At 45.3% G+C, this 25,889-nt stretch carries 26 protein-coding genes; 13 read left to right on the top strand and 13 right to left on the bottom strand.

All coding sequences use genetic code 11. From position 1 onward, the window contains the following. The first annotated feature begins 5 nt into the window (after positions 1–5). The 10 genes from mazG (at position 6) to dusB (ending at position 11,046) form a co-directional block, all read left to right on the top strand. Positions 6–746 carry a nucleoside triphosphate pyrophosphohydrolase gene (gene mazG, locus HQK80_07815; protein ID MBF0222122.1) on the top strand — a complete coding sequence of 247 codons (741 nt, stop codon included), beginning with the start codon at positions 6–8 and terminating at the stop codon, positions 744–746. A 188-nt stretch (positions 747–934) separates the two neighbouring features. Then, entirely contained in the window at positions 935–1,327 is a 393-nt protein-coding gene (rpsF, locus tag HQK80_07810; protein MBF0222121.1) for a 30S ribosomal protein S6, read from the top strand. Positions 1,328–1,384: 57 nt separating this feature from the next. After that, a complete protein-coding gene (locus HQK80_07805; protein ID MBF0222120.1) occupies positions 1,385–1,666 on the top strand; it encodes a 30S ribosomal protein S18 in 282 nt (93 codons plus the stop codon). Between the two features lie 32 nt (positions 1,667–1,698). Continuing rightward, positions 1,699–2,637, top strand: a complete 939-nt coding sequence (locus tag HQK80_07800; protein ID MBF0222119.1) for a DUF2232 domain-containing protein — start codon at positions 1,699–1,701, stop codon at positions 2,635–2,637. 88 nt (positions 2,638–2,725) lie between these two features. Then, positions 2,726–3,181: a 50S ribosomal protein L9 gene (locus HQK80_07795; GenBank protein MBF0222118.1), complete on the top strand. Its 456-nt coding sequence runs from the start codon at positions 2,726–2,728 to the stop codon at positions 3,179–3,181. A 139-nt stretch (positions 3,182–3,320) separates the two neighbouring features. Next, positions 3,321–4,676: a replicative DNA helicase gene (gene dnaB, locus HQK80_07790; GenBank protein ID MBF0222117.1), complete on the top strand. Its 1,356-nt coding sequence runs from the start codon at positions 3,321–3,323 to the stop codon at positions 4,674–4,676. A gap of 71 nt (positions 4,677–4,747) precedes the next feature. After that, on the top strand, positions 4,748–7,225 hold the full coding sequence (locus HQK80_07785; protein MBF0222116.1) for a leucine--tRNA ligase: 2,478 nt from the start codon (positions 4,748–4,750) through the stop codon (positions 7,223–7,225). A gap of 59 nt (positions 7,226–7,284) precedes the next feature. Continuing rightward, complete coding sequence (locus tag HQK80_07780) at positions 7,285–7,857, top strand: hypothetical protein (protein ID MBF0222115.1); 573 nt, start codon at positions 7,285–7,287, stop codon at positions 7,855–7,857. 72 nt (positions 7,858–7,929) lie between these two features. Continuing rightward, positions 7,930–9,915 carry a transketolase gene (gene tkt, locus HQK80_07775; GenBank protein MBF0222114.1) on the top strand — a complete coding sequence of 662 codons (1,986 nt, stop codon included), beginning with the start codon at positions 7,930–7,932 and terminating at the stop codon, positions 9,913–9,915. Between the two features lie 189 nt (positions 9,916–10,104). Next, entirely contained in the window at positions 10,105–11,046 is a 942-nt protein-coding gene (gene dusB, locus HQK80_07770; GenBank protein ID MBF0222113.1) for a tRNA dihydrouridine synthase DusB, read from the top strand. 14 nt (positions 11,047–11,060) lie between these two features. On the opposite strand, the gene HQK80_07765 is transcribed toward dusB, so the two are convergent. From HQK80_07765 to HQK80_07755, 3 genes are all read right to left on the bottom strand, one after another. Further along, positions 11,061–11,615, bottom strand: a complete 555-nt coding sequence (locus tag HQK80_07765; GenBank protein ID MBF0222112.1) for a PepSY-associated TM helix domain-containing protein — start codon at positions 11,613–11,615, stop codon at positions 11,061–11,063. A gap of 3 nt (positions 11,616–11,618) precedes the next feature. Next, positions 11,619–12,086 carry a DUF4920 domain-containing protein gene (locus HQK80_07760; protein ID MBF0222111.1) on the bottom strand — a complete coding sequence of 156 codons (468 nt, stop codon included), beginning with the start codon at positions 12,084–12,086 and terminating at the stop codon, positions 11,619–11,621. 103 nt (positions 12,087–12,189) lie between these two features. Then, on the bottom strand, positions 12,190–13,950 hold the full coding sequence (locus tag HQK80_07755; GenBank protein MBF0222110.1) for a hypothetical protein: 1,761 nt from the start codon (positions 13,948–13,950) through the stop codon (positions 12,190–12,192). Between the two features lie 425 nt (positions 13,951–14,375). On the opposite strand from HQK80_07755, the gene HQK80_07750 reads away from it, so the two are divergent. Continuing rightward, entirely contained in the window at positions 14,376–14,963 is a 588-nt protein-coding gene (locus tag HQK80_07750) for a peroxiredoxin (protein MBF0222109.1), read from the top strand. Positions 14,964–15,173: 210 nt separating this feature from the next. Here the strand turns inward: HQK80_07750 and HQK80_07745 are convergent, their stop codons facing one another. The 9 genes from HQK80_07745 to HQK80_07705 form a co-directional block, all read right to left on the bottom strand. Next, complete coding sequence (locus HQK80_07745) at positions 15,174–15,449, bottom strand: Smr/MutS family protein (protein MBF0222108.1); 276 nt, start codon at positions 15,447–15,449, stop codon at positions 15,174–15,176. Between the two features lie 4 nt (positions 15,450–15,453). After that, positions 15,454–16,320 (bottom strand): UbiA family prenyltransferase, encoded by an 867-nt coding sequence (locus tag HQK80_07740; protein MBF0222107.1) that lies wholly within the window; start codon positions 16,318–16,320, stop codon positions 15,454–15,456. 45 nt (positions 16,321–16,365) lie between these two features. Continuing rightward, positions 16,366–16,932 carry a UbiX family flavin prenyltransferase gene (locus HQK80_07735; protein ID MBF0222106.1) on the bottom strand — a complete coding sequence of 189 codons (567 nt, stop codon included), beginning with the start codon at positions 16,930–16,932 and terminating at the stop codon, positions 16,366–16,368. Then, complete coding sequence (locus HQK80_07730; GenBank protein MBF0222105.1) at positions 16,929–17,636, bottom strand: ubiquinone/menaquinone biosynthesis methyltransferase; 708 nt, start codon at positions 17,634–17,636, stop codon at positions 16,929–16,931. The genes HQK80_07735 and HQK80_07730 overlap by 4 nt, the downstream gene beginning before the upstream one ends. Further along, a complete protein-coding gene (locus HQK80_07725; GenBank protein ID MBF0222104.1) occupies positions 17,623–18,444 on the bottom strand; it encodes a menaquinone biosynthesis protein in 822 nt (273 codons plus the stop codon). Before HQK80_07725 ends, HQK80_07730 begins: the two co-directional genes overlap by 14 nt. Before the next feature lie 19 nt (positions 18,445–18,463). Continuing rightward, positions 18,464–19,711 carry an amidohydrolase family protein gene (locus tag HQK80_07720; protein ID MBF0222103.1) on the bottom strand — a complete coding sequence of 416 codons (1,248 nt, stop codon included), beginning with the start codon at positions 19,709–19,711 and terminating at the stop codon, positions 18,464–18,466. Positions 19,712–20,053: 342 nt separating this feature from the next. Beyond that, a complete protein-coding gene (gene mqnC, locus HQK80_07715; protein MBF0222102.1) occupies positions 20,054–21,097 on the bottom strand; it encodes a dehypoxanthine futalosine cyclase in 1,044 nt (347 codons plus the stop codon). Positions 21,098–21,115: 18 nt separating this feature from the next. Continuing rightward, complete coding sequence (gene mqnE, locus HQK80_07710) at positions 21,116–22,210, bottom strand: aminofutalosine synthase MqnE (GenBank protein ID MBF0222101.1); 1,095 nt, start codon at positions 22,208–22,210, stop codon at positions 21,116–21,118. Between the two features lie 89 nt (positions 22,211–22,299). Continuing rightward, positions 22,300–22,965 (bottom strand): TetR/AcrR family transcriptional regulator, encoded by a 666-nt coding sequence (locus HQK80_07705; protein ID MBF0222100.1) that lies wholly within the window; start codon positions 22,963–22,965, stop codon positions 22,300–22,302. Positions 22,966–23,026: 61 nt separating this feature from the next. Between HQK80_07705 and tsaA the strand changes: the two genes are divergently transcribed. Together tsaA and HQK80_07695 are read left to right on the top strand one after the other, a co-directional pair. Continuing rightward, on the top strand, positions 23,027–23,434 hold the full coding sequence (tsaA, locus tag HQK80_07700; protein ID MBF0222099.1) for a tRNA (N6-threonylcarbamoyladenosine(37)-N6)-methyltransferase TrmO: 408 nt from the start codon (positions 23,027–23,029) through the stop codon (positions 23,432–23,434). Then, the gene (locus HQK80_07695) at positions 23,431–24,132 is read left to right on the top strand and encodes a type 1 glutamine amidotransferase (GenBank protein MBF0222098.1); all 702 of its coding nucleotides are present in this window, start codon (positions 23,431–23,433) and stop codon (positions 24,130–24,132) included. The genes tsaA and HQK80_07695 overlap by 4 nt, the downstream gene beginning before the upstream one ends. Here the strand turns inward: HQK80_07695 and HQK80_07690 are convergent. Beyond that, the gene (locus HQK80_07690; protein MBF0222097.1) at positions 24,129–25,679 is read right to left on the bottom strand and encodes a hypothetical protein; all 1,551 of its coding nucleotides are present in this window, start codon (positions 25,677–25,679) and stop codon (positions 24,129–24,131) included. The genes HQK80_07695 and HQK80_07690 overlap by 4 nt on opposite strands. Positions 25,680–25,889: the final 210 nt, after the last annotated feature.

The following is a 25,889-nucleotide window of genomic DNA, read 5'->3' as shown; positions in this document are numbered from 1 at the left end:
TTTAGATTATCACAAAGCTCAGGAAAGAGTGCCCCTGGGACAAAAAACAAACCCCACAGACCTTTAAATCCTATTTGATTGAAGAGGCCTATGAACTTCTTGAGGCCGTTGACAAGGAAACTCCCCAGGCCATAAAGGAAGAGCTTGGCGACATGTTTTTTCAAATCATTTTCCTTGCCAACCTGTATCAGGAAAAAGGCCTGTTCACCTTGGCTGAGGTTCTGGAAGGCATTACCACAAAAATGGTAACCAGACATCCACACGTCTTTGATAATGAAACTGTAAGTTCTGAACAGGATCAACGCCAAAAATGGAACCAGCTTAAATCCCAGGAAAAAGATGCGTGCAGCTTGGCCGACCTGCTGGCCAATGTTCCCAGAAACCTTCCTGGGTTGCGCCGAGCGCAGCGGGTCTCCGAGCGAGCAGCCAACAACGGCTTTGAATGGCAAAATATTCAAGGTGCTCTTACAAAGCTCGACGAAGAGGTCGATGAAATAAAAGAGGCTGTTAAATCCGGCAATAAAACAGCGATCTCAGAAGAGATCGGCGATGCACTTTTTGTCCTGGTTAATATTGGTCGTCTCACACAGCTCAATGCCGAAGAGGCATTACATGGCGCCACTGATAAATTTATTCACCGCTTCTCATTACTTGAGGAAAAGGCAGTGCAGCAGGATAAAAAAATCGCTGATTTCACCTACGATCAATTGCTTGCACTCTGGGCCGAAGTTAAAAAAATGAATTGACAGAAAAAGCCGGAGTATGGTATCAAGGTCGATTGTTTTTCAATCGCTCACCGACGGATTTATTTTCATATTTATTTTGAAGTACATTCCACAAGTAAGCATACGTTTCCACAACCTTCTTGCTCTCAGCAGGAAATCACGAGGGCCTTTAGATGCAGAATGCATCTCAATGTCCAAAAGGAGGAATCATGCGCAGGTATGAAACTATTTATATCATCCGCCCCAATGTAAGTGAGGATGATATGACAGCCATTATCGATCGGACTAATGAAGTCATCGAAAAATTCGACGGTAAAATTGTCCAGCTTGACCGCTGGGGGATCAAAAAGCTCGCCTATTTAATTCAAAAACAGACACAGGGCTATTACATTTACTGTGAATACGCAGGAGCATCTGAAGCTGTTGATGAAATCGAACGACTTTTCCGAATTGATGATAAGGTTCTTAAGTACATGACCATCAAGACCCAGGAAGAGTTCAGCGATGACTACAATCCGCGCCCGGTGAGAGAATCAAAATCTCATCATTCTGATGATGACGATGACGTCATTGTCGATGATGACGATGATGACGACGATTAAACCTTATTGACGTATAGACAGAGAGTATATCACGCTCTTTCCACATAGGAGATTAACATGAGACCATCAAGGCCTTCACAACCAAGACGAAAAAAAACCTTTATACGCAAACGTGTGTGTCGTTTTTGCGCCGACAAAAGCCTTGCCATTGATTATAAAGAAGTAAAAACATTGACAAGCTTCTTAACGGAACAGGGTAAAATTGTACCAAGTCGTATTTTTGGGAACTGCGCTAAACATCAGCGACAGGTTACTGAAGCGATTAAACGAGCCAGACAGATCGCGCTTATACCATACAGTGGTGTAATACCTCGACCACCACGCGCACCTCGCGCATAGTTTTTTTGAGGGGGGCACTGAAAGTCAAAGGCATGAATTTTAACGGGCAGTATTTGAAATCGGTTTTGGCTACCACAGCTATTTTCGCCTTACCGACAATTTCAGGCGGAGTTGCACTGCTTTATTTTCTAACACCGTTGCCTTTGGTTTTTTTGCCGATTTACCTCGGGTTTGAAAAGGGTTTCAAAATAATACTGCACTCCATACTGCTTTCCGGAGTGATAGCATTAGCATTCGGTTCCTTATCGGTTCTCTTTTTTTCTTTAACACTGCTGCCCGTCGGCTTTGTTTTAGCCAGAAGCATAAATCGTAAGGAATCACTGCAACTGTCAGCACTCTATGGCGCTCTGGCCTTGGCAACCATATGGTTTTTAACTTGGCTTTTGCTAAGTGCCTCCAGCCAGTCAAATATCTATGTTGATGTTTTAAAAAGTATTGATACGAGCCTGGAGGAAGCATATACAGTTTATAGACAATCCTCTGAGATCTCGGCAGATATTAAGGTTGAGCTACAGGCAATATTCACACGAGTGCGGGAACTGATACCGGTCATTTTCCCCGGTATCCTTGCAGTTATTGTCTTTGGTACTGTTTTTATCAACATGACCTTGGCCAACGGCTTATTGACAAGCAGAAACTGCCCGAGCTGGCCGAGTTTTCGCCATTTCAAGCTGCCAGATCATTTTGTTTGGCCAGTCATACTGGGAGGAGTACTGTTATTTACCTCTACAGGTTGGCTTAAAGCTGCCGGGTTAAACCTGCTTTTAGTATTTGGCTCCCTGTTTTTTATCCAGGGACTTTCGGTACTGATCACTTTTTTCTCAAAATGGTCGGTACCCAAATTAGTACGGATTTTAATACTGTTTTTTTTGATTATTCAGGCCTACGGTTTTCTGCTCTTGGCATTACTTGGCATAGCCGAGATCTGGGCTAATTTCAGAAAACCAGTAGATGAAATCAATAATAAATAACCACAAACCATTTATAACCGTTAACGAAGGCATCAGACAGCTTAGAGTATAAGCTAGTATTCGTTAGAAAAAAATAATGAGGCTGAACATGGAGTTAATTTTAAAGGAAACTATCGACAACTTGGGTTTGGAAGGCGATATTGTCAAGGTTAAACCAGGATATGGTCGCAATTTTCTCATCCCCAACAGCATGGCTGTTCTGGTAAGCAAAGCATCATTGGCTCAGCTTGAAGCGCAAAAGGAGGCGATTGAAACACGCCGCCTTCAGGCAACAAACGCTGCCGAAGCTATGACCAAGCAACTTGCTGGTGCAACCATTACTATTGAGAAAAGGGTCGGCGAAGAAGACAAGCTGTATGGCTCTGTTACAACAGCAGAAATCGCAGAAAAGCTTGCCGAAGTCGGTATCGAGATTGACAAAAGAAAAATTGTTCTCGATGAGCCAATTAAAACTCTTGGCGTAAAGACACTTTCTGTTAAAGTAGGCTATCAAGCAACAGCTGAATTAAAAATCGAGATTCGTCCTCTTTTAACAGAAGAGTAAAAATCCTCTTTTTATAATCTCGAAGTACTCGCTCGAGCTGGCCAATGGCAGTACGGCGACAACGCATTGTTGTCGCTGTACCGCACTATCATAAGTATGTTGTTAATACAGATCCGAAATCGGACCTCCGTAATCCGACATGGAAACTCCATCACCACATCGCCTGCCGCCCCAGAATATTGAAGCCGAGCAGTGCCTGCTTGGATCCATTTTACTGCGTCAAGGTGCCATTGATAAAATAGCCCACATCATCTTCACAACAGATTTCTACAAACCCTCCCACCAAGCTATTTTCAATGCAATGCTTAATCTTTTTGAAAAGACGGAGCCCATCGACATTGTAACTGTTTCCAATAAATTAAAAGATTCTCATCAACTCGACACAATTGGCGGCCCCACCTACCTTGCCACGCTCACAGATATTGTTCCAGTATCTGCCAACATTGTGTATTACGCAAAAATTGTTCGCGATAAAAGTATCCTCAGGCAATTGATTAACACATCGTCAGAGATTGCCGGCCGCTGCTACGAAGAGCAGGATGACATCGAAGCCCTGCTTGACAGTGTTGAGCAAACTGTCTTTGATATCTCCAGCGCCAAAAGTAATCAGTCATATTTTGCCATGAGTGAGATTGTCACTGATGCTTTCAAACAGATCGAATCCCTGGCCGAACGTAAGGAGCTAATCACTGGAGTGCCTTCAGGATACGATGAGTTTGACAAGAAAACTGCCGGTCTGCAACCTTCAGATCTTATTATCATCGCTGGTCGCCCGAGTATGGGTAAAACTGCCTTTGCAATGAACCTTGTTCAAAATGCCGCTTTACTTTCCAAAACACCGGCAGCTGTTTTCAGTCTTGAGATGTCAAAAGAGCAATTAGCCATTCGTATGCTTTGCTCTATCAGTCGTGTCGACTCCAGCAGAATGCGTACCGGACACCTGCATGATCAGGATTGGCCTAAACTTGTGCGCTCAACAGGCATGCTCGCCAAAGCCCCAATTTTCATTGACGACACGCCGGCCATTTCCGTCCTTGAAATGCGCGCTAAAACTCGACGTTTAAAAATGGAGCATAATATCGGCATGGTTGTTGTCGACTATTTGCAGCTCATGCGCGGCAGGGGTCGAATAGAGAGCAGGGAGCAGGAGATCAGTGAAATCTCCCGTTCCTTAAAGGCCATGGCCAAAGAGCTTCACATCCCCGTAATAGCCCTGTCTCAGCTGAATCGAAGCCTGGAAAACAGAACTGACAAGCGCCCACAACTTTCCGACCTGCGAGAGTCCGGCGCGATTGAGCAGGACGCAGATGTTATTTGCTTCATTTATCGCGATCAAGTATATAATAAGGCGCCCGACAACCCGAATCAGGGCATTGCTGAAATCATTATTGGTAAGCAGCGAAACGGCCCTACTGGTACTGTCAAACTTGCCTTTCTTGATTACATTACCACATTTGAAAACCTGGCACGGCAAGACATGCCCGCTTCAGAGTAATTAGATCCATCCACAAACAGAACCGATCAACACCTGTTATGGGTATTGACAAAAAGTGAAACCAACGAACAATGACACACGAAAATACAGTATATAATTTTGCCGATATTGAAAAAAAGTGGCAGGAAAAATGGCTCTCACAGGGCACTTTTACGGTAGGCGTTGATAGCGATCGCCCGAAATACTACCTGCTTGAGATGTTCCCCTACCCCTCCGGCAGAATTCACATGGGGCATGTCCGCAATTACACCATTGGCGATGTGATTGCCCGATACAAAAGGATGAAAGGCTTTAATGTTCTTCATCCCATGGGCTGGGATGCTTTTGGACTGCCGGCTGAAAATGCCGCAATTAAAAACAATACGCATCCTGCCAAATGGACCCATGAAAATATCGATTACATGAAAACACAGTTGCAACGCATGGGATTCAGTTACGACTGGAACCGTGAACTTGCTACCTGTAATGCCGACTATTATCGATGGGAACAAAAGTTTTTTATTGAACTGTACAACAAGGGCCTGATCTACCGAAAAAACACCACCGTTAACTGGTGTGAAGACTGTCAGACCGTATTAGCCAATGAACAGGTCATTGAGGGCGAGTGCTGGCGCTGTGACAACAAGGTAACTCCCCGCCAGATGTTCGGCTGGTTTTTTAAGATTACCGATTACGCAGATGAACTGCTCACTGAGCTGGATTCCCTGTCGGGCTGGCCAGACAAGGTCTTGACCATGCAGCGTCACTGGATCGGCAAAAGTGTCGGCGCCCAAATCAACTTTCCTATAGAAGATAAAGATGAGCAGCTTACTATTTTCACCACTCGGCCAGACACAATTTATGGCGCAACATTCATGTCTATTGCCCCTGAGCACCCTTTATTGAATGATCTTTGCAAAGGAACAGGACAGGAAGAGCTGGTGGCAGCCTTTATCACAAAGACCACCAACGAAAAACAACGTGCCCGCCATGGCGACGAGCTTGAAAAGGAAGGCGTCTTTACCGGCAGCTATTGTATCAATCCCTTCACACAAGAACGCCTGCCTATTTACGCTGCTAACTTTGTGCTTATGGAATACGGCACAGGTGCTGTCATGGCTGTACCAGCACATGATCAGCGTGACTATGAATTCGCCCTTAAATATGATATCCCGATAAAAACTGTTATCCAACCTCAAGATGGCGGTATTCCTGAAGCTCAGGCATATGAGGGTGCAGGAATTCTGGTTGACTCTGGAAATTTCACCGGACTTGCAAGCGATAAGGCCAAAGAGGCTATCACTGAATTTGCTGCTGCAAACGGTTTCGGCAAACAGCAGACAACCTTTCGCCTCCGGGACTGGGGTATTTCCAGACAGCGTTATTGGGGGGCTCCTATCCCGATGATCAACTGCCAAACCTGTGGAACACAGCCAGTGCCAGAGACGGAACTGCCTGTTCGTCTGCCAACAGAAGTTACTTTCGATAAATCCGGCAAGTCTCCACTACACACCCTGGAAAGTTTCTACAAAACCACCTGTCCCCAATGCGGCTCTATAGCCAAACGTGAGACTGATACCATGGACACCTTTGTCGAGTCGTCGTGGTACTATGCGCGCTACACCTGCCCTCAGTATACAGAAGACATGGTTGACAAAGATGCCGCTAGTTACTGGCTTCCGGTTGATCAATATATTGGTGGGGTAGAGCACGCAATTTTACATCTCTTATATTCCCGATTTTTCACCAAGGCAATGCGAGACCTTGGCTACCTTACCATTGACGAACCATTTAAAAACCTGCTCACCCAGGGCATGGTCATTAAAGATGGTACGAAAATGTCGAAATCCAAAGGCAATGTCGTTGATCCAAATACCCTTATTGCCGAATATGGTGCAGACACTGTGCGGCTTTTCAGCTTGTTTGCAGCCCCACCGCAAAGAGACCTTGAGTGGAGCGACAAAGGAGTTGAAGGTGCCTCACGCTTCCTATTAAAGGTTTTCAGGTTTATTAGCGCTCATAGTGATCTATTTGCAGATGAATCCGCAATTCCGGCGGAGATGAATTCGTCCAGTAGAGCCGTACTCCGCAAGACCCACCAGACCATACAAAAATTCAGCACCGACATTGAACAGAATTTTCATTTCAATACCTGTATCAGTGCTGTTATGGAGTTGACAAACGTCTTAACCGCCACAGCCAGTACTGACAGTAAAGATAGCATCGAACCATCAATAATTCGCTTTGCCATCAAAACAATCCTGAAACTTCTCTACCCTATGGTTCCACATTTTTGCGCCGAATTATGGGAGATGACCGGCAGCACCGAACAGCTTGATGAATCGGCCTGGCCTGATTTTGATGCTGATGCAGCTAAAGAAGAAGAGTTAACCATCGTTGTCCAGATACAGGGAAAAGTTAGAAGCCGTCTACAGGTTGCGCCCGGAACCGACGATGACACCCTGAAAGAGATGGCCCTGAGTGATGCCAATGTTAAAAAATTTCTCGGTGATTCTCCTGTTAGAAAAATCATCGTTGTCAAAAATAAACTTCTTAATATAGTAGTATAGATTTTTGAAGTCAGATATCGGAGTCGAAATCCGTTAACAAAAAACATAAGGAGTTTTTGGTGCGAATCGACAAGCTTGCTGCAACCATATTTATCGTGGCCATCACTATCACCTCATGTGGGTATTACAATCCGTATGTTGTGAGTAGTAACTCCAAACCCATCACCCTGCATCGATCCATGTGGGCAAACCAGACCAATGAACTCGGACTGGAAACAACCTTTTACAACTCACTGTCTGACTGGCTTCGAAAAACTAAGCTGATTACTTTGACAGAAAATGTAACTGATGCCGAATTTATACTAACCGGCAAGATCAACTCCGTTGACTACCCGGAGATATCCTATAGTTCCAATAATATTGCCAATGAACTCAGGGCAAATTTGACCGTTACCTTCTCTATAAAGGAGCAGGCTACCGGTAAGACAGTCTGGGAGAAATCGGGATACACCCTTCAGGAAACGCTCTCAAAGGTTAGTGACCCCACTCAGCTCCTGGCGTCCAAAAAAGTTGCCCTTGCCGAAATATCCGACAATCTTGCTGAAGAGATCTATCTTTACATTATAAATTCAATCATGCGCCCGGATGGAAATATGGAGCTGGAGATGCAGATGAATACAGAAATTAAATAAGTAGCCCTTTAGCTTTTAGCCTTTAGCTTTTAGCCTTTAACATACCTAATCATAACTAGCGGAGAATCAATAATGCCTTCACGCCGAGAACTTGCAAACGCAATACGTGCACTGAGTATGGATGCTATCCAAAAAGCCAAATCCGGACATCCTGGTGCGCCAATGGGGATGGCTGACATAGCCGAAGTTTTATGGAATGACTTTATGCAGCACAATCCTGCCAACCCCAAATGGCCTAATCGTGACCGTTTCGTGCTTTCTAATGGACATGGCTCGATGCTGATCTACTCATTGCTGCATCTCACAGGCTACGATCTTGACATTAACGAGATTAAAAACTTCCGCCAGCTTCACTCAAAAACCCCTGGTCATCCGGAGTATGGATATGCACCCGGAGTTGAAACAACAACAGGGCCATTAGGTCAAGGCATTGCAAACGCCGTCGGTATGGCGATAGCTGAAAAAACCCTAGCAGGACAGTTCAACCGAGCAGGCCATGATATTATCGACCATTTCACCTTTTTTCTCGGTGACGGCTGCATGATGGAGGGTATATCCCATGAGGCCTGTTCTCTGGCCGGCACCCTAAAACTCGGCAAACTTATTGCCCTCTATGATGATAATGGCATCAGTATTGACGGCGAAGTTCAAGGCTGGTTCACAGACGACACGGTTAAACGTTTTGAATCCTACGGCTGGCAAGTTATAGCCAATGTTGATGGACATGACTCCGAGGCAGTGAAAAAGGCCATTGAGTCCGCTCGGGCTACAACAGATAAACCTACACTTATCTGCTGTAAAACCATCATTGGCTGGGGCTCACCTAATAAACAAGGGAAAGAGACATGCCACGGCGCGCCGCTCGGTGATGACGAGATTGCACTCGTTCGCAAAACTATTGGCTGGACGAGCCCGGCCTTTGAAGTCCCTACAGATATATATGCAGGTTGGAATGCCAAAGAAAAGGGTAAAAAGAGTGAAGGCCAATGGCTCGATCAATTTGAGGCGTATCGTCTGGCACACCCGGAGTTAGCGGCAGAACTTTCACGAAGACTTGAAGGCAAGCTTCCTGAAAACTGGCAGCAGGATGCTGAAAACTTTATTGACTCCGTGGACAAAAAAGCCGAAAAAGTTGCCACGCGCAAGGCCTCACAGAACTGTCTTAATGGTTATGGCCCCTTGCTTCCCGAACTTATTGGCGGCTCTGCTGACCTTGCCGGATCAAACCTGACCATCTGGGCACAAAGTAAAGATATCGCTTCTAACAGTGCCGGCAACTACATCTATTTCGGTGTTCGCGAATTCGCTATGGCAGCCATCACCAACGGTATCACACTTTACGGTGGCTTTATTCCCTATGCCTCCACCTTTCTCATGTTTTCTGAGTATGCCCGCAACGCCCTGCGCATGGCTGCCCTCATGAAGATCCAAAGCATCTTTGTCTTTACTCATGACTCGATTGGTTTAGGAGAAGATGGCCCGACGCATCAGGCGGTTGAACAAACTGCAACCTTGAGGATGATACCCAACATGCAGGTCTGGCGCCCTTGTGATGGCGTTGAATCTGCTGTTGCCTGGAAAGCTGCTCTGGAAAACACAACAGGCCCGACCTCAATGATGTTTTCCCGACAGGGACTTCCCCATCAAAGCCGAACTACAGAGCAACGTAAAGCGATCGCTCGGGGTGGCTATATTCTATCTGACAGCACAGCCAAACCAGAAGCTATCATCATCGCCTGCGGATCTGAGGTCGAAATTGCCATGGCTGCCGCCGATCAACTGAGCAAAAGCGGTAGAGCTGTTCGTGTCGTTTCCATGCCCAGCACCAACACCTTTGACTCTCAAGATGATCAGTACAAACAGGAGGTCTTAACTCCTGGTGTTCCTCGAGTTGCAGTTGAAGCTGGTGTGACCGATTACTGGCGTAAATATGTCGGCCTGGAAGGCAAGGTCATCGGTATTGACACCTTTGGTGAGTCTGCACCTGCAGAGGAGTTGTACCGACATTTTGGCATCACAGCCGAAAATGTCGTAAAAGCGGTGAACTCTTTGCTGTAATTTTTATTTAGCCACAGAACCACACAGAACCACACAGACACGTACATTTTATAACCACGAAGATCACCGAGAGCACGAAGGAAAGACCATTGGAACGCTTTCCTCTGTGCTCTCCGTGACCTCTGTGGTAAAATAACCATGTTTACTGGATTTCATTTCGCTGAATAGTTACCAAATTGCCTTATATATATGCAAAAAATCAGCTCGATTTTACTTGAGAACCCTTTTGTTCTTGCCCCGTTAGCTGGGTATACCGATCTGCCCTTTCGACTGTTATGCCGCGAGTACGGTGCCGCTCTCGTCTTTTCTGAAATGATCAGCTGTCATGGCTTGGTTTATGACCAGAAAAAAACCCTTAGTATGCTTGCCAGTCATCTTGATGAGCGTCCTGTTGCCATGCAGCTTTTTGGCTCAGAACCCGACATCATGGGTGAAGCTGCCAAGATAATTGCCGAGCACCCTATCGATATTATCGATATCAACATGGGCTGTCCGGTTAAAAAGGTGATTAAAAAAGGTGCGGGCGCCGCCTTAATGAGACATCCTAAACTTGCTGAAAAGGTTATCTCTGAAGTTGTAAAAAACTCGAACAAACCTGTAACTGTAAAATTCCGTTCCGGCTGGAATCATCATACTATAACGGCGCCTGAGTTTGCAAAAATGGCTGAAGGTGCAGGGGCCCAGGCTGTAACTGTGCATGCCCGCACCTGGTCGGATGGTTTCTCAGGCACTGTTGATTGGGATCTCCTTTCCCGAGTCAAAGAAAACGTCTCCATTCCGGTAATTGGCAATGGCGATATCGAATCCCATGACGAAGGCCTGTCGATGATAAAAAAAACTGGATGTGATGCCGTAATGATTGGCAGATGTGCTTTAGGTGCCCCCTGGATTTTCAGCCCGGAACAGCCAATGGCGGGCATGAGAGTTCGCACAAAGGCCCTAACCCGACATCTTGAGCTGATCGAGAGCTTCTTGTCAACCGATCGCTCACTCGGTAAAATAAAAAACCACGTCTGTAAATATTTTAAAGGTACTCCTGGAAGTGCTTCACTGCGCACCCAGATCTTTGACACAAAATCGTTTCAAGAACTCGTAGACCTGGCTAACACTCTTTACCTGTCAGCCAGATAGCTTTTTTTCACTTGTCATATATACATAAACAAAAACAGTACAGGAATAAGTAACCCAACACCTGTCAACCAAGCACCTCTGCCAGTAATCCCATTTTTACCACGCAGAACAAAAAGTCCAGTCAACGCTAACAATCCCAGTGACAGTGCATAGAGGTCGGCAAACCAGGTCCACAGCTTCTTCGGATGGTTGAGATGCAAAAAATTCATTTCGTGAAGTATCGGTCGGGTAACGGCTTTTTCCTGTGCAACTTTGCCGGAGGCCAAATTCACCGTTACGGTGTTCCCTTCAACAAATATCTTGATGGCATCAGGAGCTGGAGAAAAGCTGTTTTTTATCCTTCTTGATTCGCCTATCTGATTCAGAATATAGGCAACCTGTGCATCACCCTGATGGCGATTAACTCCTGCCGGGTCAAGCTCTGATTCTATATGCTCAATTCGGTAATTGGGGTTCCAGGAACCGATATGGTTCACCGCAATGCCAGAGATCACATAAATTATGGTCAAGCCAAAACACAAATAGCCTAAATCACGATGCAGGCAGTTATTCCACTTTCTCCACTTCATAAACTACTCCTCTACCACGGCACCAAGACCAATAAGCCTGACTATTTTCTCACCAGCCTTGACAGAGGCAGGATCAAACTCCACACCACGCTCTTGGGCCTGATGTTTCTTCCATCTGATCAGATCATCCTTGCTCAATTTCAACTCCTCAACGGTTCCCTCGACTTCAGCAAGTTTGCCTGTAGCGCTCATAGGAAAAACAATCTCCCCATCAGTCACTTTTACCTGTATTTTCTCATAAGGTCTGTCACTAGCAACATAGACCCAACAGCCTCTGGAAGCACACACCTCAATAATCATCCCGGCAATCTTAACTTTCTTACCTATGTATGTTTCAGGGGTATCCAGAATCTGAGAAATTTTGGTTACCTCCGGCACAGAAACACCCTTGCCATAGGATTTTGATTTTGCAAAAGCGTTAACAGAAAGACACAGCATTAAAACAAGAACAAGAGTTACTACCTTTTTCATGACATCTCCTTACTAGCTGTTAATTATTAAACGAAATGCTTACACAATGTGGTATACAAAAGCACATTTCCATAAACACAGAAACATAAACCTATCCACTCTCTTAACTGGGGATTTGTTCGGTGGGCAAAAACACCTCAACAGCAGTGCCTTCGCCAGGAGTACTAAAAAACTGAAGGGAGCCACCATGTTCGTCAATTATCTTATAGGCCAAGGCTAAGCCGAGGCCAGTACCATCGGCCTTCGTGGTAAAATATGGATCCGTCACCCGTTTCACAAGATCACTTGCTATGCCACAGCCGGTATCCACAACAGTCACCACAACACCTCTTCCTGACTCATGATTTTTAACCAAAACATGAAGCTCGCCACCATTCTCCATGGCCTGAAAGGCATTTAGATACAGATTTAACAGTACCTGTTTAATCCTATCTTCGTCAACTGTAACCAATGGAATAGCCGAATCAAGATGCATAGAGAGTTCCACATTAAGGGCCCCCGCATCACCCTGCATCAAGAGAACACTCTCTTCAACAAGCTGGCACAAATCAACTTCTTTAAGTTGTAACGGCAGCGGCTTCGAATAATTAAGCAGTTCGGTAATGCTCCGATTAAGCCGGTCCACCTCATGGACTAACAGACCGGCGGCCTTATGCTCGTCACTATCTTCAGCAAATTTCTCACCCAGGAGTGTCGCAAAGCCTTTGATTGAGCTTAACGGATTGCGCACCTCATGGGCAACACCAGCAGCCATCTTCCCCAGAGCCACCAGACGATCGTGCTGATTGACATGTTTTTCAAGTTTTTTCAACTCTGTTAAGTCATGAACAAGAACAACGCGTCCTTGAGGAAGGTTATGATCATCAACAACTGGCACAGAACTCACATGAACCGTAAGTTTTCCATCCTTACCAATAATAACCTCTCTCTCAAAAATCTCTTCACCGGCATCAAGTTCATCAAAAAACAGAGCCAGAGAGGCTGGCAAAACGTCCCCTGGTTTTCTGGCTAATGCGACCGAAGGCTCAATATCAAGCATTAATGAAATTGCCCTGTTATAGGTTGTTATCAGATTATTTTGATCGGTAGCAATGATACCAACCGGAAGTTTCAAGATAAGAAGATTGGTAAAGGCCTGGATATTTTTCAAGGTATTTTGTGAGGCCTGGTAACTTTGCACAGCGAGCAAAGAAAACCAGCCACCGAGTCCAACAAAAAGTAGGATGAGAGAAACGAGTAAAATATGTATTTTAGCCTGCCGGGTAACCTCTAGCTGTTCCTTCATGTCAAGCCCCACCAGAATTCGATAATCACCGCCTTGCCATTGTTCCGGAGGATTGGGCTGTACAATATTCTGGCACCAGTCGTTAACGATAGGGCCATGCAGGTTTTCCGATTGGGCCCTCAAGCGTTCAAGCAAATGGCGCATCCGGCCTCTACCGCCCCCGACCTCTCCCTTATAATCATGCTGATGCCGAAAGGGCGAGAATTCGCTGACGACCTCAAACACCTTTTCGCCACTTATAGGATCATAAACAACATGTCCGCCAGTATTGTCTCCGTCCTGGGCACCCAGATCAATCGAATGATCAACCAAAGTTCCGACTAAATCAGGATAGCTATGAGAGAGAATCTTGCCATTTTCATCAACAACAGCAATATAAAAAATACTAGGATCAACCGATGCCTGCTCAATCAATCGCTGAGTATGCAAAGCGCCTTCCATCCCCTGAATCATTGACGCCCTTGTACCGGCACCAACGAATCGGGCCAGAGATTGCCCGCGATGAGTTAAGCTACTGTTAATCAGGTTGACCTCACGCCGCAAATTGTTGGTAGCAAAAACAACTACAATTAGGGTCATTAATGCAATAGATGCAGAAATCAACCATGGCGAGATAAACATGTAATGTAGACGAAAAAATTTTTTCATTATTCCACTTTAGTGGGTTAGGTATTGCTCATCAATTAGTATTTACCAATAATAACTACTAAGCACATTTCAGGCCATAGTAGAACTGAAAAAAGCAAGAAAGGTGTGAGATTTAACTTTATTTGTAAAATCAGCACTATACAAGACAGACCACCCTCTGGAAATTTAACCCAAAAATCGTGTTTGCTATTTTCATCAACACTGATGCTGTAATGAGGAAATAGTTGCGTCAAATACTGTGTAATTTTTGCTCAAACCTGTTTTTTTTGATTAAATTTTACACATTTTCTTTGACAAAAAATCCCTATGGTGTAAATGATAACTATTACTATTAAATACAACTTAAGGAGAAACAGATGTGTACATTAGTTACCCAGCCGGCCCCTGATTTTACAGCCCAAGCAGTCATGCCCAACAACACCTTTGAAGCGTTAACGCTCTCATCCTACCGAGGAAAACACCTGGTATTATTTTTCTATCCACTGGATTTCACCTTTGTATGTCCTTCTGAGATTATTGCCTTCAATAAGGCCCTTGGCGAGTTCAAGAAACGAAACTGTGAGATAGTAGGTGTTTCTATAGATTCACAGTTTACGCATTTCGCCTGGAAAAATACAGCTGTAGATCAAGGAGGTATTGGCGATATTCAGTTTCCACTTGTAGCAGATCTGGACAAACGTATCTGTCAATCGTACGGAGTTCTTCTAAAAGACGGTATTGCTTTACGTGGATTATTTCTTATCGATAAAGAGGGAATTGTCAGACATGCCGTAATCAATGATCTTCCCCTTGGTAGAAATGTTGACGAAGCGCTACGAATGGTCGATGCCCTTCAGTTTTTTGAAAAACACGGTGACGTCTGCCCGGCAAATTGGCAACCTGGCAAAGAGGCAATGAAACCGACGGCTAAAGGTGTTGCAGATTATCTCGCTAAGAATAGTTAACTTGCTATACAGCAAGAGTCGAGAAAACAAACAACAATCGAGCGACGAACATTCGATTTACAAACATTCGAACGCAAACTACTAACAACAGAAAATCCACTCTCTCGTTAACGCTTCCTTTTGTTCGATTATTTGTCATTCGTAATTTGTCATTCGATTGTTGTTTTTCGATTTATAAATCCCTGTAAATTGAAATATCCAACTATAAACTTATTTTTGCAGCTCGACAAGAGTAGCCCCCCAACTGCCGCCATCCTCCCCCGCAAGCTTAAAAGAAACAACAATGGCAAGTTGTTCGAGTATTGAGTGAACCGTTCTGCGCAGCACCCCCTTCCCTTTACCATGGATAATCCGTACAGCAAAAATATCTTTTTCAAGACAGGCCTCTAAATAATCAGGAATAAGGCGCCTAACCTCTTTAGGATTAAATGTGTGCAGATCAAGTACGCCATCAATTTCGAGTTCAACAGGATCAAGGTCATCCATAATATCATCCGGAAGGTGTTGCAGTCAGAAGTGACGCCCAGGTAGAAACAAACATGACGACGCTCACAAAACCGTTCATGTTGAAAAACGAAAGCTGAATGCGTGAAAGATCTGATGGTGAGACAACAATATGCTGATAAACCAGGCAAAGGGCAGTAATCGCAAGTCCGATATAGTAAAAATAGTTCAAACCCGCCCAGATGCCTGTCAAAGTAAACATGCAAAAGGCCAGGCCATGAAATATTCCAGCAAGCCGAAACGCCTTCTCCCTGCCAAAATAGGCCGGCATGGAGTACAGGCCGCGCTGGCGATCAAAATCAGCATCGAGGCAGGCATAGACCATATCAAACCCGGAAACCCACAAAAAAACGCCAATTGACAAGACATAGGGAAACCCGCTCAAGGAGCCCTTTACGGCAACATAACCACCCAGTGGCGAAAACGCCAATGCTATGCCCAGAACAACATGGCATAGCCAGGTAAAACGTTTGGTCAGGGAGTAAAAAAATGTCAGGGAAAGAGCAAATGGAGATAACAGCAAGGTAAGTTTGTTGAGGTTATAACAGGCAACAAAAAATAGCCCCGAGGCAATAAACACCATCAGCCAGGCCTCCATCATTGATACCGTTCCAGCAGCAAGTGCCCTCTCGGCTGTACGTGGGTTTTCCTTGTCAAACTTCACATCAACAATACGGTTAAAGCCCATAGCCGCTGTTCGTGCACCCGCCATGGCAACAACAACCCAGACAAAAACAATCAAGTCAGGTGTCCCGCCACCTGCCAGAAAAGCACCCATTAAGGCAAAGGGCAGCGCAAAAACCGTATGCTTGAACTTGATCATTTCCAGAAGGATAGATAGTTTTTTGAACATAGCTAAATTGACTTACAGGTTATTAGAACCATTAATGTTCGATGTTCAGCACTCAAGCCCCTGCCACCGAGACATTCCAGGCACCTCAATGCCAAGTAGCTGGGCAACACGGGCACTGAACTCTCTGGCCATTTCAGTAATCGATTCAGGTTTATGATAAAAAGCCGGCATTGCCGGGCAGATAATTGCGCCAGCATCATTAACTGACAGCATATTTTGCAGATGCACTCGATTCAGCGGGCTTTCTCGAACCGCAAGTACCAACGGCCGCCGCTCTTTTAGGGTGACATCGGCAGCCCGATGAATCAGGTTTTTTGAAATACCGTTGGCAATCCCTCCGAGAGTTCCCATGGAGCAGGGCAGAACTGCCATCCCCTGATAAAAGCTGGAGCCACTCGCCACCGGCGCCGCAAAATTGTCTAACTCAAACCAACGACTCACTGATAAAAGATCATTTCTGGATTTTCCAGTCTCAAGTTTTAAAACCTGCTCGCCAGAGGAAGAGATAATTCCATGCACTTCAATATCAAGCCCATGCATTATTTTCAGAAATTCTACCGCGTATATTGACCCGCTCGCACCAGTTATCGCCACAATAATTTTTCTTTTCATTTCACCCCCACGTAAATTGTCACAACACCAAAGGTTAATTTACGGGCGTAAACCTTTGAAAATCCGGCGGCTTTCATCATCTCCATAAGCACAGCCGGCTCATAGAATTGGGCAATAGAACTTGCCAGATAATCATAGGCTTCCTTATCTCCAGAGACTAAGCCTGCTATTTTGGGCAGAATAGTGTTTAAATAAAAAAAGTAGAGAGGTCTTATAATTGGGTTTGTCGGACGGGAGAACTCTAAGATAAGCAGCTTTCCGCCTGGTTTCAGCACCCGGTGCATCTCATCAAGCCCCTTTTGAGTTCGCGAAAGATTACGTACTCCAAAGGCGACGGTACAGCCCCAGAAGCTATTGTCCTTGGCCGGGATCTCTTCACCATCACCACAGGCGGGATTTATTCGTTTTTTTCTATCATCATTGGGCAGTGTCGCAACACCGGCCCTGAGCATAGCCTCACAAAAATCAATAGAGACAACCTGCCGTTTTTTGGCCTGCCGAGTCAGCTCAAGAGATAATGGCAATGTGCCGGCACAAAGATCCAGTACAGCACCTTCAGGAAACTTGCTCAGCTCTCTGGTGGTGACCCAGCGCCAATACCAGTCAATCTTAAAACTGACCAGTGAATTAATCAGATCGTAACTGCTGCTGATTGATGAAAACTTCTCTTTTACAAATCTCTTTTTTTCTTCAGGCGTCCGCATTAGTTAGTCCACACAATTTCAAAGGCAACGAATTAGTTTTCCCTTCATCTCTGTTAATCAAATATTGAAAAAAAAGCTCAAGGCCCTTTTTTTTCTCGTCGTTTAAATCATGTTCAATTTTCTGTAAGTACTTAAAACATTCTTGCTGCCCCATAGGAATACGCGGCGCAACTTTGGCGCTGATCGCCTCTAACTGGTTCTTGCCCTCATCAATACAGCGCAAAAGTTCGCAATGGACATCCATGACCGTGTCCATATTGTCTTTACAAAAATCTTCACGGACTGCCCACACTGCAAACACAAACGGCAGACCAGTTTGCCGAAACCAGACCTCGCCAAGATCCAAAACATGCTTATAACTGCCTTGATCCTTCAGGCGCAAGGCTTGATCACCGATGGCAAGTACTGCCGACACCCCGCCTGCCGACTCATTATGGCCTTCGTCTGCGACAAACAGTGGTTTAACACCATAAAACTCGTCAAGAATAATCTGTAAAAGTGCGTTGGAGGTCTGGGACTGGCGACTTAACATCACTCGTTCACCAGACAACTCATGAATTGGCATTGCAGAGTACAGATTCACACTGCCGACTTTACCAGTTGCACTGATGGACAAGTCTGCAAGAATCCGGTACAGGTCGGGGTGCACAGCATACTCATGGGATGAGATAAACCCTAAATCGAGTTGCTCCCCATAGAGCATTGCATTAAGTCTGGAGGGGGTATCCTCAACAACCAGCCAATCAGGACGCCGCACGGTCTCTTTCCAGACCTCATAGAGTGGCGCGGTATTGATAAAATTAACCATACCTATGCGGGCACAGACCTCACTCACGAAAAGCCTCCAGCCACTTTACCTGCAGCTCTTCACCACCATGCACCAGAAATTGATAGATTGCCTTACTATCAATACTATCGCACTCAATTGCCAGCATTGCAGCACGCTTACCCTTCTCAATACTGCCGTACTGCTTTGAACTGTTCAGGGCCCTGGCCCCTCCAATGGTTGCCATCATAAAAATGGTAGCCGGATCAACCTGTGGATGGTCCTCTGCCAAGGCGCTCATTTCTGCAAAAATGTTTAAAGAGCGGTTACTGACCAGGCTATCCGTGCCAAGCCCGGGCAAGATACCCTTGTCTAAAAACACCTCAAGGGGAGCAATTCCAACCCCAATAAACCTGTTGCTCAGCGGGCAAAGGCAGACCTTAGCCCCTTTTTGGGCCAGCAAATCAATCTCATGTGCATCAACATGGACAGAATGAACACAAAGGGTGTTTTCGCCTAAAACGCCAAGCCTATCAAGATATTCAACCGCACCACAGCCTGGAACCGTAAAAAAATCGGTAAGATCATGTCCCTCAAACTCACCGATCTGTTGTAACCTTTCATTTAAAAAATCGTAAAACCGTCCCTTACCAGTTTGCAACAGATCAACCTCATCGGAAGTTTCAGCAACATGCAGCGGCAAGAGATCGGATCGCCCATCCGCTCGTCTTTTCAATTGTTTGATCAGATCAGGATGGGAGGAATACGGCCCATGACCGGTCGCCGAACAGTCTATTTTGTCTAAACGGCTCATCTGCTGCTGAGCTGCCTTTTTGGTTAAACCCATCATTTCCAGATAGAAAAGAACCGTGGTCTTGTGACCATCTCCAATGAGGCGACTTTCAAACCTGTTGCCGATATCACCGACCAGAATCGTCCCGTTTGCATGAAGAATATCGAGTGCCTGGCGGGCCGAGGCATCAATTTCAGCGTCAGAAGGGCTGAAATGATCTCGTTTTTTCAACAAGCCCCGAATCCAGCCCGTGATATCGCCAGGCTCAAAATGGTCATCACTCGTCTGGTGCTCAGCCATCCAGGACAGCTCCAGATGAGCATGACAATTAATCAGAGCAGGAGTGAGGATATGCCCATCACAATCAATAATCTGAGCCGCCTCATTTTTCAAATGTTCAAAGAGATCTACCGCAATAATCAGATCATCACGAACCAACACCCCGCCGTTTTCAATCACCGGCCCTGTTCCGGTCACCACAAATGGCGCTCTATATAAAGTTGTTTCCTCTGTCATATCTTGTTCGTCATTCGATTATTGCGTTACATTTCCTGAGATAGCATACGGCAACATGTTGGTTGTGCTTCCTGCAACATAACTAAGGCGCTGGGAAAAATATACTATTCGATGACAATATCGGGCATAAATGAGCTTATACTTGTTGGGTTTCGCAAAGCTCAACCCAACCTACACGCTTTTGTCTGTGTGAGTCAGTGTGTTTCCGTGGCTAAATATATATTTTAAATTGAGCCCACTGTTACGAGCTTTGATGCTTACAGCAACAATCGAATGACAAATACTCGAACTTCGAACATTCGAACGAAGGATCTCTACCTCAGAAATCCTATCTCCGACATCCTAAGCAAAGCGATAATCCATCAGACGTTGTCTCGGCGTATAACCTGCCTCTTCAACAAGGGCCAGTATCTCCTTTTCACTGAGACGAAAACTGACTCCAGCCGCCGCAACGACATTTTCCTCAATCATAGTTGAGCCAAAATCATTGGCCCCAAAAGAGAGTGACAACTGGGCAATCTTGGGCCCCTGGGTTACCCATGAGGCCTGGATATTATCAATAGAATCAAGAAATATTCGTGAGACGGCCAACATCTTAAGATAGGCAAAGGCGGAGGCCTTCGGCAGATGACTCAGGACAGTGTTGTCCGGCTGAAAGGGCCACGGGATAAAGGCTGTAAAGCCGCCGGTTTTATCTTGCAGGTCGCGAATACGCTGTAGGTGTTCAATCCTGTCCTCTAAGGACTCGACGTGGCCAAACATCATGGTTGCCGAGGTGCGCAAACCTTGATTATGCGCTTCTTCCATTGCCGCCAGCCATTGCGAAGCGCTGCATTTACGTGGAGAGGTCTGTTCTCGGCACTGTTCGGTAAGTATTTCAGCGCCGCCGCCGGGAATCGAATCGAGCCCGGACTTTCTAAGTCGCGCTATCACCTCAGAGATTGGCAGCCCCGAGATTTCCGAAAAATGCCAGATTTCAGGTGGAGAAAATCCATGTACATGAATATCAAGACCCTTCATAAAGGCCACCATCTCCTCATAAAACGAAAATGGCAGATCGGGATGCAGTCCGCCTTGCAGGAGGATCTGGGTGCCGCCAAGCTCTTTGGTCTCCTCAATTTTCTGCCTCAGTTCGTCGAATGATAAGACTGACCCGGCAGGATCTTCAGGAGATTTAAAAAAGGCGCAAAACTTACAGGCCGACACACAGACATCCGTATAATTGATATTGCGATCAATAACATACGTGACAATAGGTTCAGGGTGCAGGCGCTTTCGCACAGCATTTGCCAGAAATCCCAACCGGTGCAGATCATTACTTTTAAGCAGTTCGAGAGCCTCAGCGCCATCAATGCGCTGACCACCCAACACTTTCTCATCAATCATTCTGTTCACCACTACCGATTAGTATTCGGTAATTACATTATAGAGTGTGTCGCGCTCAACCGGAGTTCGCCCAGCCTCTTTAATAATTCGTATAAAATGAGTACTGGTGACAGCCTGCTCAGCTTCTCCACCTGCCATATGCGTGATACGCTCTTCTTTAACCGTGCCGTCCATATCATCAGCGCCAAAGGACAAGGCAACCTGCGCCAGTTTAACGCCGATCATCACCCAATAGGCCTTAATATGAGGGAAATTATCAAGAAAACAGCGGGCTACAGCGATGTTTTTGAGATCCTCAAGTCCGGACGATTTTGCCAGGTGGGAAAGTTCGGTGTTTTTAGGATGGAAGGCTAGCGGGATAAAGGTCATGAACCCGCCGGTCTCATCTTGAGCATCCCTGAGCATGGAAAGATGTTCTATACGCTCCTCAAGAGTTTCAATATGGCCATAAAGCATGGTAGCATTACTTTTTATACCTAACCGATGTGCTGTTTTTGCCACTTCTATCCATCCTTCTCCTGACAACTTTTTCTCACAGGTTTTCTCTCTGATACGTGGGCTGAAAACCTCGGCTCCTCCGCCTGGAATCGAGCCAAGTCCTGCTGCAGCCAGAACTTTCAGGGTATCTGCCACAGACTGCTTTGAAAGTTCAGCAAGATGGGCAATTTCAACACAGGTGAAGGCTTGAATATGGACATCAGGCCGGACAGATTTAATAGCCTGTAAGGCCTCGGTATAGTAAGAGAACGGCAGGTCAGGGTGAATGCCGCCTACCATGTGAATTTCGCGGATAGGCTCATCAAGCCGTTCCTCAACCTTTCTGCGAATCTCTTCTACCGACATCTCATAGGCCAGTTCAGATTCAGCAGCCCTACCGAAAGCACAGAACTTGCAGAGGTTGGTGCAGATATTTGAATAATTTATATGCTGATTATATATAAAATAGGTTTTATTCCCATTAATCCGCTCCCGAACAATATTGGCGAGGTAACCAAGCGCCAAGATATCGTTGCACTGATACAGTCGTATTCCCTCTTCAGCATTAAGACGCTCATTGGACTTAATTTTAATAAGGATATCACCCAACCCGGCTTGCTCAATCATCGATTCCATAGTCTCCTCACCCTAAACTGCCTTGTTATCAGCCACAAAAACACAAAGACGCACACGAACACACAGAGTTTTCAAATCTAAGTAGTCCTTCATTTTCGTGCTGAAAATCCAAACTTCAAGGTCGTTAGTATCTGCTTAATTTCCAACTCGATATCAGCTATTTTTTTTTGATTCAAGTCAAGACCACCATCAAGATACTGCCTGGCGTAGCCTTGGAAAAATCGATCCATCACAGCGTCAATAATAAAAATAATTGTCGCTGCCGGCGTTTGGACAAAAACACCTTTTTCTTGATACGCCTCAATCATGGGTCCGAAATACTCTTTTGAAAAAAGTCGGACTCGTTCCAGCAACAGCTCCCGGTGAGGTATGTTTTCTTCGTGCAACACCTGCAGATAGAGCTGAAAATAAAAAGGATAACGCTCAATAAAGCGGATTCCAGCAAGCATAACCTCATGAGCAGCATGCCAAAAATCACCCTCCCATGGCTGCTCACTATCTACTGCTGCCCCTACTGATTTTTTCACCAGGCGGGTAAAGCAATCAAAAACATAGAGAAAAATCGCCTCTTTATTTTCAAAATATTGGTACAATGAACCCTTGGCAATATTAAGCTCTTTTACAATTGCATTAAGACTTGCCTTCTGATAGCCTTTTGTGGCAAATTCTTCCACAAGAACCGCCTCAATCGAAGCCCGTTTTTCAGCCGTCAGGTTCAGAAATGTCTGCTTGGGTTGTGATAATAAAATTTCCATAATGTGACCAGGCGGTCATATTAATAAACCAACCCTTTCAGTGCAAGAGTTTTTAACCACTATGAGTAAAATCACACTTGAGCCTATTGGCATTTTACACTGCGGCCTCACAAAGACCGAGCATACCCCTAAAAGCTTCACCGAATCTTCAGAAAGCGGCACCTTAGAGATTGACGACCAATACCTGCCGGGTCTTGATGGTATTAAACCTGGCGACACCATAATTGTCCTGTTCTGGTTTAACCAGGCCAACCGATCCTTGCTGAAGGTTCACCCCCGCGGAGATACATCCAGGCCCATTCGAGGTGTCTTTTCTACTCGCAGCCCAGCACGACCAAACCCAATTGCCATATCCGAACTTTTAGTTACTGCCATATCCGGCACCATGATCTCTGTTACAGGTGTTGATGCCTTAGACCAGACACCTATTCTTGACATCAAAAAAAATCTTTGCAGTAAAGACCAATGAAAACTCTACGAATCCATTATTTACAACATGTCTCTTTTGAAGGGTTGGGGTCTATTGAAACATGGACGCAAAAGAACAATGCCACAGTTTCAGTGACTCGACTTTTCCAAAACGACCAACTTCCACAACAGGATGCGTTCGACTGGCTTATAATTATGGGCGGCCCCATGAACATCTACCAGGATCACCTCTTCCCATGGCTGGCAGCAGAAAGAGCATTCATAAAGGAATCCATTAACAACAGCAAGGTAGTCCTTGGAATTTGTTTGGGCGCTCAGCTCATAGCCGATGCTTTAGGTGAAAAAGTCTATAGCAATGCAGAAAAAGAGATAGGCTGGTTTCCCGTCTCTTTTATGAAGGACAACCTTGATGATGATCTTAAGGAAATTTTACCAGAAGAGCTTACTGTTATGCACTGGCATGGGGATACCTTCAACCTGCCAAAAGGCGCCAGCCATCTTGTTCAAAGCAAGGCCTGCAAAACTCAGGGGTTCATCTATAACAACAAGGTCGTTGCCCTCCAGTTCCATCTGGAGACAACAGCTGAAAGCCTGAAGGGCTTAATTGAAAACTGCGGCGATGAAATAACCGACGGAGAGTTTATTCAGTCTGCAGATAGCATGGTTGCCGGCACCAATTTCAGCGCTATCAACGCAACGATGGAAAATCTCCTGAACCACCTGAAACACAGCTTTTAGCTTTCCGGCAGTTTTGGCACATCCTGGCCATAGTCGCCTGTGGAGTCCTCTTGTTTTCTGGCCTTTATGTCATTTAAACCCTTGCTACCCCCAATAACTTCAACAAGATCAGCAATTGTTTGGTACAAGACATTTGTCTGCCCTAAAATGGCCATAGATGCCGCCGCTAACTCTTCTGATCCCGCGGCAAGACCTTGCGTTCGCGACTCCATCTCAGATGTTGCCCTATTAATCTGGCCAATTCCTTCTGTTTGCTGGTGCATTGCTGTGCTAATCTCTACAATCAGGGCCGTATTCGCCTTTGTGCTTTGAGAAATATCGGCCATAGCCACATCAACTTTATCAACAGCACTGAGGCCAGCGTTGACATTCCGGATAGCCACTTCAATGAGACTCTGAGTACTCGTTGAAGACTCAGTCGTTCGTAAAGCAAGATTTCTGACCTCTTCTGCAACAACCGCAAAACCGGCACCCGCCTCTCCCGCTCGCGCTGCTTCAACGGCAGCGTTAAGCGCCAACAGGTTTGTCTGAAAGGCAATAGCATCAATCTCTGTCATTATTTTTGAGATCTTGTCAGTATCATTTTTAATTGTCATCATGTTTTCTTTCAGACCGACAACATCAGAATTCGCCTGCTCAATAGTAAGCATGTTTTCTTTCATTTTACGCTCTGTGTTCGAAGCATTCTCATCAGTCTGTTTGACCATTGAGGATATCTCCTCCAAAGAAGCACTGGACTCCTCAATTGCCGCTGCCATCTCAGTTGCAATGTCGGCATTACGTTCAGAAGTTTTACTCGTAACACCGGATTCAGCTGTAATATTTGCACAACTGCTTTCAATCTCAGAGACAGCTTCCTTGATCTTTTTAACAACCTTTTCCACTGTCAATCCGGCGACAAGAAGAATAATAATAAGCACGCCAGCTCCCGCAGCAATAAAATAGAGGCTAAATCGCCGAACCTCACGTTTGGTATTTTCCTTCATCGATTCAAGCGAGGTTCGTACTCCGTCCACTATCTCCTTTGAGCTGGCCATTACCGTTATATACAAATCATCATATTCGCCAGTAAACAAGTCTAAGGCTGTCTCTTTATCGTCATCGGCCAAGGCAGGCAGTATCTTGGTCAGCAGCATGGCGTTCATCGCTGCCCAATCGCTTTTCACCATAACTAATGATTTATTAATCTCTTCAGAATAATCGAGTGCATGGCATGACGCACAATCCAGCTCAGATCCTGTCAGAGTCGCTCTGAGAATCGCATCCATTTCATTTATCGCCTCGGATATCGTTTCAGCAATATCGGGGACACTATTATCCTCATCATACTCATCAAATATCTGTGTTTTCATTGAACTGTTGAGCATATTCCAGTTCACCCTGGAGCGCGCCACAATATCGACAACGTAATTTTTCAACTCAATACCGTTATAGGCTACACCTCCTATTTTGACCTTATTAACAAACAAATTTGACGCAATAATAATGCCTGCAATTGCAATACAGATAAAGATAACCAGCAAAAGTAATTTTCTTCTTAAGCCCATTTTCAACCGCCGTTATTTAAGATTTTAGAATGTATAGAACGACTCACAGTTACTAATCTTTAAATAGGCTATCATTTTTTCTTTTTTAATGTAAAGAAATAATCCTAAAAAAAACAGCCACAGCCATAGGCTTAACTACCTGCCACAGCAAGGTTTTCCAGGGAAGAACACCACGGAAAGTACCACGTTGTGTGAGACGGATGGGGGGGG

Source organism: Desulfobulbaceae bacterium (assembly GCA_015231515.1).
In the GTDB taxonomy this organism is placed as follows: Bacteria; Desulfobacterota; Desulfobulbia; order Desulfobulbales; family VMSU01; genus JADGBM01.
This window is presented reverse-complemented; position numbering and strand designations above follow the sequence as displayed.

Bases quoted from the DNA above. Each gene is read 5' to 3' on its own strand.
- rpsF (MBF0222121.1), top strand. From the start codon at position 935: ATGCGCAGGTATGAAACTATTTATATCATCCGCCCCAATGTAAGTGAG.
- HQK80_07805 (MBF0222120.1), top strand. From the start codon at position 1,385: ATGAGACCATCAAGGCCTTCACAACCAAGACGAAAAAAAACCTTTATA.
- HQK80_07800 (MBF0222119.1), top strand. From the start codon at position 1,699: ATGAATTTTAACGGGCAGTATTTGAAATCGGTTTTGGCTACCACAGCT.
- HQK80_07795 (MBF0222118.1), top strand. From the start codon at position 2,726: ATGGAGTTAATTTTAAAGGAAACTATCGACAACTTGGGTTTGGAAGGC.
- dnaB (MBF0222117.1), top strand. From the start codon at position 3,321: ATGGAAACTCCATCACCACATCGCCTGCCGCCCCAGAATATTGAAGCC.
- HQK80_07785 (MBF0222116.1), top strand. From the start codon at position 4,748: ATGACACACGAAAATACAGTATATAATTTTGCCGATATTGAAAAAAAG.
- tkt (MBF0222114.1), top strand. From the start codon at position 7,930: ATGCCTTCACGCCGAGAACTTGCAAACGCAATACGTGCACTGAGTATG.
- dusB (MBF0222113.1), top strand. From the start codon at position 10,105: ATGCAAAAAATCAGCTCGATTTTACTTGAGAACCCTTTTGTTCTTGCC.
- HQK80_07765 (MBF0222112.1), bottom strand. From the start codon at position 11,615: ATGAAGTGGAGAAAGTGGAATAACTGCCTGCATCGTGATTTAGGCTAT.
- HQK80_07760 (MBF0222111.1), bottom strand. From the start codon at position 12,086: ATGAAAAAGGTAGTAACTCTTGTTCTTGTTTTAATGCTGTGTCTTTCT.
- HQK80_07755 (MBF0222110.1), bottom strand. From the start codon at position 13,950: ATGACCCTAATTGTAGTTGTTTTTGCTACCAACAATTTGCGGCGTGAG.
- HQK80_07750 (MBF0222109.1), top strand. From the start codon at position 14,376: ATGTGTACATTAGTTACCCAGCCGGCCCCTGATTTTACAGCCCAAGCA.
- HQK80_07745 (MBF0222108.1), bottom strand. From the start codon at position 15,449: ATGGATGACCTTGATCCTGTTGAACTCGAAATTGATGGCGTACTTGAT.
- HQK80_07740 (MBF0222107.1), bottom strand. From the start codon at position 16,320: ATGTTCAAAAAACTATCTATCCTTCTGGAAATGATCAAGTTCAAGCAT.
- HQK80_07735 (MBF0222106.1), bottom strand. From the start codon at position 16,932: ATGAAAAGAAAAATTATTGTGGCGATAACTGGTGCGAGCGGGTCAATA.
- HQK80_07730 (MBF0222105.1), bottom strand. From the start codon at position 17,636: ATGCGGACGCCTGAAGAAAAAAAGAGATTTGTAAAAGAGAAGTTTTCA.
- HQK80_07725 (MBF0222104.1), bottom strand. From the start codon at position 18,444: ATGGTTAATTTTATCAATACCGCGCCACTCTATGAGGTCTGGAAAGAG.
- HQK80_07720 (MBF0222103.1), bottom strand. From the start codon at position 19,711: ATGACAGAGGAAACAACTTTATATAGAGCGCCATTTGTGGTGACCGGA.
- mqnC (MBF0222102.1), bottom strand. From the start codon at position 21,097: ATGATTGATGAGAAAGTGTTGGGTGGTCAGCGCATTGATGGCGCTGAG.
- mqnE (MBF0222101.1), bottom strand. From the start codon at position 22,210: ATGGAATCGATGATTGAGCAAGCCGGGTTGGGTGATATCCTTATTAAA.
- HQK80_07705 (MBF0222100.1), bottom strand. From the start codon at position 22,965: ATGGAAATTTTATTATCACAACCCAAGCAGACATTTCTGAACCTGACG.
- tsaA (MBF0222099.1), top strand. From the start codon at position 23,027: ATGAGTAAAATCACACTTGAGCCTATTGGCATTTTACACTGCGGCCTC.
- HQK80_07695 (MBF0222098.1), top strand. From the start codon at position 23,431: ATGAAAACTCTACGAATCCATTATTTACAACATGTCTCTTTTGAAGGG.
- HQK80_07690 (MBF0222097.1), bottom strand. From the start codon at position 25,679: ATGGGCTTAAGAAGAAAATTACTTTTGCTGGTTATCTTTATCTGTATT.